Source organism: Sphaerisporangium dianthi, from assembly GCF_042654065.1.
GTDB classification, from domain to species: Bacteria; Actinomycetota; Actinomycetes; order Streptosporangiales; family Streptosporangiaceae; genus Sphaerisporangium; species Sphaerisporangium dianthi.
Genome location: NZ_JBHSFP010000022.1, coordinates 124,088 through 136,432, shown reverse-complemented (window position 1 = coordinate 136,432; position 12,345 = coordinate 124,088). Strand labels below are relative to the sequence as shown.

The 12,345-nt window shown below is 72.1% G+C and carries 12 protein-coding genes; 7 read left to right on the top strand and 5 right to left on the bottom strand.

Going from position 1 to position 12,345, the window contains the following annotated elements; translation table 11 throughout:
* Positions 1-5: 5 nt before the first annotated feature.
* The gene (locus ACFO60_RS27150; RefSeq protein ID WP_380845120.1) at positions 6-752 is read right to left on the bottom strand and encodes an AraC family transcriptional regulator; all 747 of its coding nucleotides are present in this window, start codon (positions 750-752) and stop codon (positions 6-8) included.
* Positions 753-1,010: 258 nt separating this feature from the next.
* On the opposite strand from ACFO60_RS27150, the gene ACFO60_RS27145 reads away from it, so the two are divergent.
* The 4 genes from ACFO60_RS27145 (at position 1,011) to ACFO60_RS27130 (ending at position 3,485) form a co-directional block, all read left to right on the top strand.
* Positions 1,011-1,721 (top strand): alpha/beta fold hydrolase, encoded by a 711-nt coding sequence (locus ACFO60_RS27145; protein ID WP_380845118.1) that lies wholly within the window; start codon positions 1,011-1,013, stop codon positions 1,719-1,721.
* Positions 1,722-1,855: 134 nt separating this feature from the next.
* On the top strand, positions 1,856-2,284 hold the full coding sequence (locus ACFO60_RS27140; protein WP_380845116.1) for a hypothetical protein: 429 nt from the start codon (positions 1,856-1,858) through the stop codon (positions 2,282-2,284).
* Positions 2,278-2,511, top strand: coding sequence for a helix-turn-helix transcriptional regulator (locus ACFO60_RS27135; RefSeq protein WP_380845114.1), 234 nt, complete (start codon positions 2,278-2,280; stop codon positions 2,509-2,511). Before ACFO60_RS27140 ends, ACFO60_RS27135 begins: the two co-directional genes overlap by 7 nt.
* A complete protein-coding gene (locus tag ACFO60_RS27130; RefSeq protein ID WP_380845112.1) occupies positions 2,508-3,485 on the top strand; it encodes an NAD(P)-dependent alcohol dehydrogenase in 978 nt (325 codons plus the stop codon). Before ACFO60_RS27135 ends, ACFO60_RS27130 begins: the two co-directional genes overlap by 4 nt.
* Here the strand turns inward: ACFO60_RS27130 and sigJ are convergent.
* On the bottom strand, positions 3,472-4,425 hold the full coding sequence (gene sigJ / locus ACFO60_RS27125; RefSeq protein WP_380845110.1) for an RNA polymerase sigma factor SigJ: 954 nt from the start codon (positions 4,423-4,425) through the stop codon (positions 3,472-3,474). The genes ACFO60_RS27130 and sigJ overlap by 14 nt on opposite strands.
* Positions 4,426-4,732: 307 nt before the next feature.
* Here sigJ and ACFO60_RS27120 point away from each other — a divergent pair, with 307 nt between their 5' ends.
* Entirely contained in the window at positions 4,733-5,818 is a 1,086-nt protein-coding gene (locus tag ACFO60_RS27120) for an LUD domain-containing protein (protein ID WP_380845108.1), read from the top strand.
* Between the two features lie 97 nt (positions 5,819-5,915).
* Here ACFO60_RS27120 and ACFO60_RS27115 read toward each other — a convergent pair whose 3' ends face one another.
* The 3 genes from ACFO60_RS27115 to ACFO60_RS27105 all read right to left on the bottom strand — a co-directional run bounded on the left by ACFO60_RS27115 (position 5,916) and on the right by ACFO60_RS27105 (position 11,237).
* A complete protein-coding gene (locus tag ACFO60_RS27115; protein WP_380845106.1) occupies positions 5,916-9,644 on the bottom strand; it encodes a S8 family serine peptidase in 3,729 nt (1,242 codons plus the stop codon).
* Between the two features lie 229 nt (positions 9,645-9,873).
* Positions 9,874-10,302 carry a VOC family protein gene (locus tag ACFO60_RS27110; RefSeq protein ID WP_380845104.1) on the bottom strand — a complete coding sequence of 143 codons (429 nt, stop codon included), beginning with the start codon at positions 10,300-10,302 and terminating at the stop codon, positions 9,874-9,876.
* Positions 10,303-10,451: 149 nt separating this feature from the next.
* The gene (locus ACFO60_RS27105) at positions 10,452-11,237 is read right to left on the bottom strand and encodes a hypothetical protein (RefSeq protein WP_380845102.1); all 786 of its coding nucleotides are present in this window, start codon (positions 11,235-11,237) and stop codon (positions 10,452-10,454) included.
* Positions 11,238-11,458: 221 nt separating this feature from the next.
* Here ACFO60_RS27105 and ACFO60_RS27100 point away from each other — a divergent pair, with 221 nt between their 5' ends.
* Positions 11,459-11,779, top strand: coding sequence for an ArsR/SmtB family transcription factor (locus ACFO60_RS27100; protein WP_380845099.1), 321 nt, complete (start codon positions 11,459-11,461; stop codon positions 11,777-11,779).
* Positions 11,776-12,297 carry an SRPBCC domain-containing protein gene (locus ACFO60_RS27095; protein ID WP_380845096.1) on the top strand — a complete coding sequence of 174 codons (522 nt, stop codon included), beginning with the start codon at positions 11,776-11,778 and terminating at the stop codon, positions 12,295-12,297. The genes ACFO60_RS27100 and ACFO60_RS27095 overlap by 4 nt, the downstream gene beginning before the upstream one ends.
* Positions 12,298-12,345: the final 48 nt, after the last annotated feature.

The window sequence follows — 12,345 nt, the reverse complement described above, 5'->3', positions numbered from 1 at the left end:
CTCGCCTACGCGCGCCGCGCGCACTCCGGCTCGGCACTTGATGCGCGGGCGGTGGTCTGGTGGCCGGTTCGGTGGCGGCCCGGGGTCGTTCCGATGATGGCGGTGAACGCCGCGATGAAGCCGCTGGGGTTGGCCCATCCGCAGGCGTAGGCGGTCCGGGTGATGTCGTGGCCGTCGGCGAGGAGCACGAGCGCGTGGTAGACGCGTAGCTGTGTGCGCCATTCGTAGAAGGTCATGCCCAGCTCGTCGCGGAACAGCCGGCTGAGGGTGCGGGGGCTGGCTCCGATCGTCTTCCCGAGTTCGGCCAGCGAGGTGTTGTCCGCCGGCTTCTCGTGCAGCATCCGGGCGACGGCTCGCAGCCGGTCGTCCTGTGGCTCCGGCAGGTGCAGGGGCTGTTCGTGCGCTTCGCGTAGTTCGTCGACGAGGACTCGAAGGAGGCGCGAGCGCGCGGAGCGGCCGTAGCCGGGCGCGGCGTCGTCGTGGTCGCGGGGGCCGGTCAGGGCGAGCAGGACCTCGCGGGCGAGGCCGGAGGCCAGGAACACGGCGGGATGCTCTGGTAAGAGCCGGGCGAGGGACGGTGCGAGAAAGACGATGCGCATATCGGTGTCGCCGTGGGCGCGGTGGTGGTGCGTGAACCCGGCGGGGGTCCAGGCGACCCGGTTGGCGGGGACGACCGACGTGCCGCGCTCGGTGTGGACCGCCAGGACGCCGGCGGCCGCGTACACCAGGTGTCCCCGTGCGTGCGATCGCACCGCGCTCGTTCCGCCGGACGGCCACAGGTGGCGCCCGCCGGACGGCCACACATGTGACGTCACGCCGGCGGCCGGGTCGCGGTGAGATTGGCGGCGAACAGGCATCGGTTGGCATTCTATCGGTGGCCGGCCATCCCCTGATCTGGTGACACTTCCTCCATGCGGAGTGGTCCTCGGTCGCACAGAGCGCCCGACCGGACCACACGTCATCGAGGCGGCGTGCCTTGACGCCTCCTCTTCGAGAAGAAGGAGAAACGCATGGCGACGTTCGTCCTCGTGCCCGGCGGCTGGCACGGCTCCTGGTCGTTCGAGGCGGTGGTACCGCTGCTGGAGCGTGCCGGTCATGCCGTTCACGCCCTGACCCTGACCGGTCTGCGGCCGGACGACGACGACGCGACGGTGGCGACCGCCAACCTCGACACGCACGCCGGCGACGTATTGAGCCTCCTCGATCGTGCCCGCGTCACCAGCGCGACGCTGGTCGGCCACAGCTACGGCGGGATGGTGATCGCCGCCGCCGCCGATCGCGCCGACGGCCGGGTCTCGCGACTGGTGCATCTCGACGCCTATGTGCCGCGCGATGGCGAGTCGTGCTGGTCGTCGACGACCGAGCGCTACCGGGAGGCGTTCGTAGCCGGCGCCGCGACCACCGGCTACGCCGTCCGGCCGCCGGACGGCGGCGATCCCCGCCGCCGTCCCCATCCCCTCGCCTCGTTCCTGCAGGCGATCCGGCTCACCGGCCCGCCCGCCCAGGTCCCCCGCCGGGAGTTCGTCTACTGCTCGGGATGGGAGGACCGGACGCCGTTCGCCGGACTCCGCAGCCGGCTCCACGCCGATCCCGGGTGGCAGGTCCACGACCTTCCGACCGGCCACGACGCGATGCGTGAGGCCCCGGAGGCGGTCGCCGCGCTGCTGCTCGGCGAACGCGTCGCGAATGCGCCGGCGCACGGGCGGCGGACCTGCCACTGAGGGCCGCGCAAGCCCGGTTCGTCGGGCGGCCGATGCGGGCCGCCCGATGTTGCGTGTAAAGAATTCTGTACATGAAGTCAAAGATGACATACATTGGAGGTGTCAAAGATTCTTAACATCACGGAAGGCTGATCATGACGCACGAAGAGAAACGCGCGTGGATCCGGCTGTTCGCCGCCGTGGTCTCGTACGGCGTCTACCTGGCCGTCGTCCTGGGACGCGCGGGCGGGCGTCCCTTACCCGACGTGCCCTACGCCACCGTGCTGCTGTGGACGGTGGGCGCGAGCATCGCCGCGGCGATCGTGGCCGAGATCGTGCTCGGCGCCGTGACCCCGGGCGCGTCCCGCGCCAAGGACGTGCGCGACCGCGAGATCGGGCAGCGCGGCGACCACATCGGCCAGTCGTTCGTCGTCATCGGCGGGGTCGCGGCGATGCTCATGGCGATGGGCGGATGGCATCAGTTCTGGATCGCCAACGTCATCTACCTGTGCTTCACCCTCTCGGCCGTCCTCGGCAACGTCGCCAAGATCGGCCTGTACCGCGGGGGCTTCCCCCAATGGTGAAGGCGACCCGTGTCACCAACCGCATCCGCGCGCTGCGCTTCGAGCACGGCGAGATGACCCAGGCCCAGCTCGCCGAGCGCATCGGCGTGACGCGGCAGACCATCCTCGCCATCGAGCAGGGCCGCTACTCGCCGTCCCTGGAGATGGCCTTCCAGATCGCCCGGGTGTTCGGCGTTCCCCTCGACGACGTGTTCCAGTATCCCGACTCCGCGGAGGAGACATCATGAAGGCGATCACTCAGAAGGTGTACGGCTCGGCCGACGTGCTGGAGCTGCGCGACATCGACCGGCCGCCGATGGGCGACGACGAGGTGCTCGTCCAGGTGCGCGCGGCCGGCGTGGACCCGGGCGTGTGGGTCTGCATGACCGGCAGGCCCTACGCCGCGCGCGCCGCGTTCGGGCTGCGCGCCCCCAGGGTGGCGGTGCGGGGTCTCGCCCTGGCGGGCGTGGTGACGGCGGCCGGCTCCGGCGTCACCCGGTTCCGGCCCGGCGACGAGGTGTTCGGCACCTGCCGCACCGGCTCGTTCGCCGAGTACGCGACCGCGAGATGGACGCGTCTGGCCGCCAAGCCGCCCGGCATGTCGTTCGAGCAGGCCGCGTCGGTGCCCATCTCCGGGGTGACGGCGCTGCAGGGCGTGCGCGACGCCGCCGCCGTGCGACCGGGACAGCGGGTGATGGTCATCGGCGCGGCGGGCGGCATCGGGTCGTTCGCGGTGCAGATCGCCAAGGCGTCCGGCGCGCGGGTGACCGGCGTGTGCGGCCCCTCGAAGGCCGACCTCGTGCGCTCGCTGGGCGCCGACGACGTCATCGACTACACGCGTGAGGAGGTCGACCGCGACGGGCCGCGGTACGACGCCATCATCGACACCGCAGGGTGCCGCCCGTTGTCGCTGCTGTGCCGCGCCCTGACGGCGCGCGGGACACTCGTGCTGGCCGGCGGCGGTCATGACGCGGGCGGGCTGCTCGGTGGCTACACCCGTCAGCTCCGCGCGCCGCTGATGTCGATGTTCACCGCCCGGCGGTTACGCGGCCTTGTCTGCAAGGAGCGCGCCGAGGACCTGGAGGAGCTGGCACGTCTCATCGAGTCCGGCGCCCTCACCCCGGTCGTCGGCCGCACCTACCCCCTCCACGACGCCGCCGACGCCATCCGCCACCTCGCCCAGGGCCACCCGGCCGGGAAGATCATCCTCACCGTCCCGTGACCGCCGTCCAGGGCCGGAGTTTCTCGGGATTGCGCACCGCCCAGATGCGCGTGATCCTGTCGCCCGCGACGTCGAACGCGAACACCGTCAGGGTGACGCCGTCCTGCTGAGCGACCAGGCCGGGCCGGCCGTTGACCGTCCGTTCCAGGAACATCATGCCGCCGGGCGCCCGGCGGGCGATCTCGAGCAAGGCGCGCGCGATCTGGTCGCCGCCTTCGATCGGACGCAGGAAAGTGGTGGCGAGGCCGCCGCCGTCGGCGATCGCCGTGGCGCCGGGGTCGAGCAGGCCGATGAGAGCGTCGATGTCCTTGGCCTCCCAGGCCACCTTGAAGGCCCTGACGACGGCGGCCTGCCGGACCGCCGGAGTCGAGGGAACCGCGGAGTCACGGATGCGGCGGCGGGCCGAGGAGGCCAACTGGCGGCAGGCCGCCGGGGTGCGGCCGACGATCTCCGCGATTTCCGCGAAGGGGTACCGGAAGACGTCGTGGAGGATGAACGCGACGCGCTCGGCGGGGGTCATCGACTCGAGGACGACGAGGAAGGCCATGTTGACCGACTCGTCGAGAGTGACCCGGTCGGCGGGGTCGGCGGTGGCGCCGCCCGGCCGCCCGCCGATCCACTCCGTGGGTTCGGGAAGCGGCTCGGGGATCCATTCGCCCACGTAGCTCTCTCGCCTGGCTCGTGCCGAGCCGAGCAGGTTGAGGCAGACGCGGCCGGCGACCGTCGTCAGCCAGGCGCCGGGTGACTCGACGGCCTCCCGCTGCCGCAGGGACATGGCGTACCAGCGGGCGTAGGTCTCCTGTACGGCGTCTTCGGCCTCCGCCAGGGAGCCCAGCAGCCGGTAGGCGAGATTGATCAGCTGACGCCGCTCGCCCATGATCGCGTCCAGGCCTGGATCGGGCCGGCCGTGTCCTGGTCCTGGCCCGGATCGGGTGGTCATGACGTCACCGTCCTCCCTCGGTCGCATCCGCTCTCACAGGTCCGACAAGACGGCGCCCAGGAATGTGAGGCCGGCGCGTCGCCTCACATTCCTGGGGCTCGCGTTGTCGTACCGGTGAGACGGACGCATCATCCAGCGAGCAGGAAGCCTGCCACAGCGCGACCGCTCGTCCCGTCTCTGGAGCGCGCCTCGCGCCGGCACCCGTCCACCGTCACGGACCCGTCGGCGCGGGCGTTTCGTACGGACCGTGCGGCGGCGGCCCGACGCCACCCGCGCCGGTTCGATGTGACAAGGAGCAAAGGGAACGATGAGAGATTTCGAGGCCATCGCCGACCGTGTCGAGATCGAGGCGCTGCGCGGCGAATTCACCGACGCGGCGATGATGCGCGACCGCCCCCGCCTCGCGTCGCTGTTCACCGTGGACGGCGCGCTGCGGATGCCGAACATCCCCGCCGAGCTGGTCGGCAGGGAGGAGATCCTCGCCGGGGGCGAGCGGCTGCAGGCCCAGTGGGAGTTCTTCGTCCAGAACACGCACCCGGGCATGATCCAGATCGACGGCGACACCGCGACCGGCCGCGCCTACATCCAGGAGCTCGCGCGCACCCGCGATGGCCGACAGGGACAGAATCACGCCATCTACCACGATCGATACCAGCGCACCGGCGACGGCTGGAAGTTCGCCGAGAGGCTCTACGAGGTCAGGTACCTCGACACCAGCCCGCTGGCAGGCTCGGCGCCCCACGCGGCCGGGGCGCACGCGAGCCCGCCGGCCGGGAACACGGTGTCGTCGTTCACCGATCCGGCGCCCGCGGAACGCCTGGAGCGGGTGGCCGCCGCGCTGAAGGCGAACAATTTCGCCGTCGAGATCCTCGATGACGCGGCCGCCGCGCGCGCCCGCGTCAAAGAGTTGATTCCCGAGGGCGTCGGCGTGTTCACCGGGGCCAGCGAGACCCTCCGCCTGTCCGGCATCGACGAGGACATCAACGCCGGCGGACGTTACGATGCCGTCAAGTCACGCACCCTGGGCATGGACCGCGACGCCGGCGCCCGCGACATCTGGCGGCTGATCGCCAGTCCCGACGTCATCGTGGGCAGCGTCGCGGCGGTCACCGAGACCGGCTCGCTCGTGATCGCCTCGGCCAGCGGAGGCCAGCTGCCCGGCTACGCCGGCGGCGCCGGCCGCGCGATCTGGGTCGTCGGGGCGCAGAAGGTCGTACCCGATCTCGACGCGGCGCTGCGCCGCGTCGAAGAACACTGCCTGCCGCTGGAGAACGTCCGCGCCCAGGAGGCCTACGGGCGGCCCAGCGCCGTCAACCGCCTGCTCATCCTCAACGCGGAACTCGAGCCCGGGCGAGGCACCGTCTTGTTGCTCAGGGAAGCCATCGGATTCTGAGGCTCCCCTCGGACCGCTCGAGCCTCCGGCCGCACGGATCGCGGCCTTCGGACGGTACGGTCGGCGCCCGGCGCCGGGGTCCGGCGCCGGGCGGGGGTCAGCGGAGGCCGGTGGCCCGGGTGATGGTCTGGGTGATGCCGTTGCCGGCGGAGTCCTTCGTGCTCGCTCTGAGGGACATGAAGGCCGCGTTCTTGGGGGCGGACAGGCGGTAGCGGCCGTCGTGGTCGCAGGTGGCGCGGTGCCAGGTCCTGCCGTCGTCGTAGGACAGGTCGAGGGTGATCGGGCCGATGCGCCCGGCTCCCACGGCACCCGGCAGTGCGGTGGCGGAGACGGTCAGGGCGGCGTTCCTCGCCGCCTTGCCCGCGCCGTCGGTGGTGATCTCGTAGTCGAGCTGGACCAGCGGCAGGACCGCCTGGACGTCCGGTGCGGGGGCCCGCGAGCCGAAGGTCCACTCGGTGCGGGTGCTGGAGGAGTACGGGCTGAACGCCGCGTCCCGGCTGTTCTCGACGACCAGCCGGTAGGGCAGCTTGCCGTCGGCGGGCGCCGTTCCGCCGACGACGGTGCCCGTCCCCTGCGCCAGCCGCGTCTCACCCTGGTACAGGGTGAGAGTCTGCCGGCTGAGCTGGTAGTCCATGGACATGCCGACGTGGTCGGAACCGCCGTAGCCGGGGACGTCGAGATTCAACCAGTTCCCGCTGCGGCTGGGCAGCTTGTAGTTGTCGTTCAGGTGGGGACGCTCGATCGGCTTGAACCACTCCTGCGACTGGGTGCTGCCCGGCCGGTAGGTGGCCCGCGGCTCGATCTCGTAGATCAGCCCGTCGATGTAGGCCTCCTGTCCCCAGGCGTTCGCGCCGCCGGTGGAGACCCAGTCGACGCGCTTGCCGTTCACCGGCTCCCGCATCGTGAGGCCGATGCCCCATTCCGAGTAGGAGGGCCAGTCGAAGCGGTACTCGCCGCCGCCTCGCGCCGGGTCCGGGCTGTCGAAGGTGACGTCCACCCGCGCCAGGTTCTTCGGGCCGCCCCGCACGACCATGTCGGACGGGATCGTGTTGTGCCAGGTCCGCATGAGGTCGTAGACATACGGGCTGACGGGCTGCGAATCGACCGTGAGCGTGCCGCGGCCGCCGCGGACCTGCTCGATGAGCTTCTCGCCCTCGTCGGTGCTGAGCAGCGCGACGTCGATCGAGGCGGGAGTGAACGGGTCGAGGCTGTAGGGGCGCACCCGCCGTCCCGGCTCGTCGTTTCTGACCAGCAGGAGCTTCGCCCCCGCTCGCGCCGCGGCCGTCGCCTGGTCGGCGTCGCCGACCGTGCCGTTGCGGCGCACCACCACGGCCTTGCCGCGCGCGTCGAGCCCGGCGTAGTCCGCGCTCGCGCCGTCGCCGGCGAAGACGGCGGGCAGCTTGTGGCGGCCCTCCGGCAGCGGGGTGATCGCGTCCTGCCGCAGCACGTCGGTGAAGTCGGTCGTCCGGGTGGAGACGCTCAGCGCGGGCAGTTCCTTGCGCCACCGCGCGGAGAGGTAGAAGTCGCCATGGGTGACCTCGTCGGTCGTGGGCTGGGCCCAGAGGCTGTCGAAGCTGGTCTGGACCTCCATGTAGTCGCGCCAGGACCAGCCGCCCATCGAGCGGAAGTACTCCAGGCGCTGGTAGGTCATCTCGGTCTTCTGCGGGGTGGTCATGTCGACGCGGCGGATCTTCCCGGCGTCGAGCGTGACGGTGGTGTCCCGGTCCATCCTGACCTCGGGGTCGCCGAGCAGCGCCATGCCCTGCGAGTTCGGGCCGTGCACGCCCTGGACGGTCTTGAAGGACAGCACCGAGTACACGTCGTCGGGCAGGTACGTCTGGGCCGTGCCGGACTCGTCGATGATCCAGAACTCGGGGAGGTCCTGGCCCGACCGGAGGAGCTGGACGACACCCCGCATGGGCCGGCCCTGCGCGTCCTTGAGCACCATGGTCAGCTTGTGCGCCACGTCGCCCAGCGACACGGCGGTGTGCGCGGCCACCTTCCCGTCCGGGCCGGTCGCCATGATCTGGCCGCTGTAGCGTCCGTTCCCGGTCGCCGGGGAGCCGTCGATCGTGACGGTGACCCCGGCGGTGCCGTGCGCGGGGACGACCACCCGGCCGGTGGACAGCCGGAACATCCCCTCGGGGGCGTTCGGCGCCGCGACGGCGAGATCGAGGGTGACCGGGGAGCCGGTGATGTTGGTGTAGGTCACCGGGCGCTCGACCGCGCCGGAGGCGCCCGCCCGCACCTGCCCGGCGAAGGCGGCCGCCGAGGCGAGGACCCCCGCGCGCGAGGCCGCCGCGACGTCCAGCCGGCCGCTGCCGCCCTGGAAGGCGTCGTAGGCCGGGGTCGGCAGTGAGCTGCTGGCCAGCAGGTCCTTCAACTGGCCGCCGCTCAGCTCCGGGTGCGCGGCGGCCAGCAGGGCCGCGGCGCCCGCGACGTGCGGGGTGGCCATGGAGGTGCCGCTGAGCGTCTGGTAGTCGCCCTCGCCCTCGGGCGCGTACCGGGAGCGCGCCGCGAGGACGTCGACGCCGGGCGCGGTGATCTCGGGCTTCAGGGCTCCGTCGCCGACGCGCGGGCCCTGGCTGGAGAAGGACGCGGGCGAGTCGGCGGAGTCGACCGCGCCCACCGTCAGCGCCGCGTCCGCCGCTCCGGGGCCGCTGATGCTGTAGGGGGCGCCGGTGTTGCCCGCGGCGACCACGAACAGCGCTCCGGTCTGGGCGCTGAGGCGGTCGACCGCCGCGCTCAGCGGGTCGGTGCCGTCGGACGGGACGTCCGAGCCCAGGCTCATGTTGATCACCTTGGCGCGCTGCTCGACCGCGGCCCATTCCATGCCGGCGAGCACCCAGGAGTCCATTCCTGAGCCGCTGCTGGACAGCACCTTGCCGATGTGCAACTCGGCCCCGGGCGCCACGCCCTTCTCGCGGCCCTCGGAGGCGGCGCCGGTGCCGGCGACGGTGGAGGCGACATGCGTCCCGTGCCCGTTGCGGTCCTCCACGTCCTCCTGCGGCACGAAGCTGCGCGTGGCGGCCAGGCGGCCGGCCAGGTCGGGATGGCCGGTGTCCACGCCGGTGTCAAGGACGGCGACGTCCACGCCCTGCCCGGTGTCACCGCCCGCCCACACCTCGGGGGCGCCGATCTGGGCCGTGGTGTCGGCGAGGTCGGCCTTCACCAGGCCGTCCAGCCAGATGCGGGCGATGCCGCCGGCGAAGGCCGGCTTCGCGGGGGCGGCCTGCCGGGCGGCGCCGGCGGGGGCGCCGGTGACCGCGCTCCAGAACTCGGCCGACCGGGCGCGCTCTTCGGAGAGGGCGGCGCCTTGGACGCCGGCGAGGTCCCGGACCCGGGTCGCGCCCGGGGGCGGACCGGCCGGGCGCAGGCCGGGGGCGTTCTGGGTGTAGGAGACGATCAGCGGCAGCCGGTCGCGGCGCGCGTCGTCGTACCCGTCGGCGATGAGGTCGCTGATGTCGAACAGCCGCCGGTCCAGGATGCCCTCGGCCACATAGGGGAGGACGGACTCGGGGTAGACGTAGAGATCGCCTCCCGATTCCGTCACGTGCGCCTGGGCCGGCGATCCGCCGGGGCCGCGGACGACGACCGTGCCGCCGGACCGTCCCGGCTCGGGGGACCGGCGGGTGGTGACGACGTCCCCGGTGACCAGCGTGACCGAGTGGGTGCCGGGCGGCACGCCGTCCGAGGCGGCGCGGGCGGCGCCAGGGGAGGTGGGGGGATGGGGGGTGTCCGCCAGAGCGGTGACCGGGCTCGCCAGCGCGAGGACGGAAGCGCCGGCGATCGCCAGCATGCTCCAGCGGCTGTGTGCTTGTTTCAAGGGGGTCCCTGCATTGGATCAACAGTGCGGGGATGATTGTGGCCTAAAGCCGTGCGGTACACCATTCGCGAGTAATGCCGGATTTCCACCGCCCAGTGTCCGTCACCTACCGATCGTCCGGGGGACCCGGTGACCGTCGTCATCCATGCCCCGGCGGGACCGCCCACGCTCGCGGGCCGCTCCTCCCGTCCGACAGATCAGGTCGCCGCCGTGGGCGACCGGCCGGTCATCAGGTGACGTGGAGGGAGCCGTCCTCGTTGAAGTCGAAGGCGCCCCAGGCGACCTCCCAGAGGTAGTCGTCGGGGTCGGTGAAGTAGCCGGCGTAGCCGCCCCAGAAGGTGTCCTGCGCCGGTTTGACGATCTCGGCGCCGGCGGCCGCCGCCAACGCCAGCACCTCGTCGACCTGGTGGCGCTCGCGGACGTTGTGCGCCAGCGTGATGCCGGTGAACTTCGACCGTGGCACGTCCCAGCCGGGGCCGGCGTCCTTCGCCAGTTCGGCGTACGGGTAGAGCGCGAGCGTGACGCCGGAGGTCTGGAAGAAGACGACGCCCTCCTCGGGCGTGCGCGTCGTCGGCAGCCCGAGGCCGTCCCTGTAGAAGTGGTACGACCGTGCGAGATCGGTCACCCCGAGGGTGATGAGCGAGACCCGAGCTTCCATGCGCCTCAGTATGCCGCCGCCGGCGAGATCGCCGGTGGACTTCTCGCGGCGCGTCCCGGCGAGGCCGCCGCCCGCCGGTCTCGGGAACCACCGCTCACGCGGCTCCCGGAGCGCGCCCGGCCGCGGTGGTCGCGCGGCGTGGACGGTGGTCACTCGGAGGGGAGGAGGTACCTCCACGAGAGGGCGTAGGTGTGATCGTGGTGGTCGCGGTAGAGAGGCCAGGCGGCGGTCTTCGGGTCGCGGCGGACGAGACGGACCACCGCGCGGGCCTTCGCGCCGGACAGGCGCCTGATGGCGACGGACTCGTTGGTCGCGGACGGCTGGGGGACCGGACCGGGCCACGGCCCGCCGTTCTCACCCGTACGAGGCTGGGCGACCAGGAGGACGCGGCCGGCGGTGTACGGGGAGGACGTGCGGGCCACCCGGGCGGCGAGGCCGTTCATCGTGTCGAGGGCGTGGTAGAGGGCGGCCGGGTAGGCGTGTTGCGACCGGGTCTCCTGCAGGGCGTAGGCGGTGACCGACCGCATGGCGCCGCCCCTGCGGACGGCCAGCACCGTCGTCGTGGCGTCGAAGATGCGCGGACCGGCGGTGGGGGAGGGGGTCGGGGCCTGCCCGGTGAGATCGCCGCGGAGGGAGCGGACCAGGGCGGTCACCTCGGCCGGTCTCAAGGTGATACGCCGCTCGGCGTCCGCGACCACGAGCCCGTCGCCGTAGACCGCGATCTTGGGCGGCCTGATCTCCCTGCGGGCGGTGGCGGCGAGTCCGCCGAACGACTCCCACTGCGCCACCAACCGGCGCGCTTCACCTTTCGGCCGGCCGGAGGCGTCGGCCCGGTCCGCGGTCGGCTCGGTCGTGGCCGCCGAGCACCCGGCGAGGGTCATGGCCAGTATGGCCAGTAACGCGGTGGCCGTTCTCGCAGCGAGCAGGCATCTCATCGTGGCTCCTTGTCGGCGGCCCCAGGCACGAGGTTCCCGGTGACCCCGGCGCCGAATCATGCCGTTGGGGCGGTGTACGGGACGCTCATGCCCTTAACGAGCCGGTGGACGAGACCGGTTCATGAAAGACGGCGCCCGGCGAGGGGAGGAGCGCCGAGCCGACCGGCCGCACCGGGGACGGTGGATTGACATGTGACTCAAAGGTCACCTAATTTGACGAGGTGACGGACGACGACCGCGTGTTCAAGGCCCTCGCGGACCCGACGCGCCGGTTCCTCCTCGACCTGCTCTTCGAGCGGGACGGCCGCACGCTCACCGCGCTCGAGTCGGAGCTGGAGATGACCCGCTTCGGCGTGATGAAGCATCTGAAGGTGCTCGAAGAGGCCGGGCTGGTGGTCGCGAGGCGGTCGGGACGGGAGAAGCTCCACTTCCTCAACCCGGTCCCGATCCGGCTGATCCACGACAGGTGGATCGACAAGTACACCGAGCGCCAGGTCAGGGCCCTGGCCGATCTGAAGGCAGAACTGGAGAACGAGGCATGATGACCGCCGCTCCGTCCCCCGCCGCGACCCAGGTCTACCGGGTCTATATCAAGGCCACCCCCGAGCGCGTCTGGGACGCCATCACCAGACCCGAGTGGACGGCCCGCTACGGCTACACCGGCCTCGCCGACTACGACCTGCGCCCCGGCGGCGCGTGGCGGATGCGCGCCACCGAGCCGTTCAAGGCCGCCTGCGCCGCCGACGGGCGCCCGGTCCCCGACGTGATCATCGAGGGCGAGGTCCTCGAGGTCGACCCGCCCCGCAGGCTCGTCACCACGTACCGCATGCTCATGGACCCGGAGATCGCCGCCGAGCGGGTCACCGTGGTCACGCACGAGATCAAGGAGCTGCCGGGCGGCGTGTGCTCCCTGACCCTCACCCACGAGCTGGAAGGCGCGCCGAAGCTCGCGGAGCTCGTCGGCGGCCAGTGGGAGGACCATGGCGCGGGCGGCGGCCACGCCTGGATCCTCAGCGACCTCAAGACGCTGCTGGAGACCGGCAAGACCTTCGCGGAATGAGCGAGGCCGCGTCGCCCGCTCATGGCCTGGCCGCTCGCAGCCGGGCCA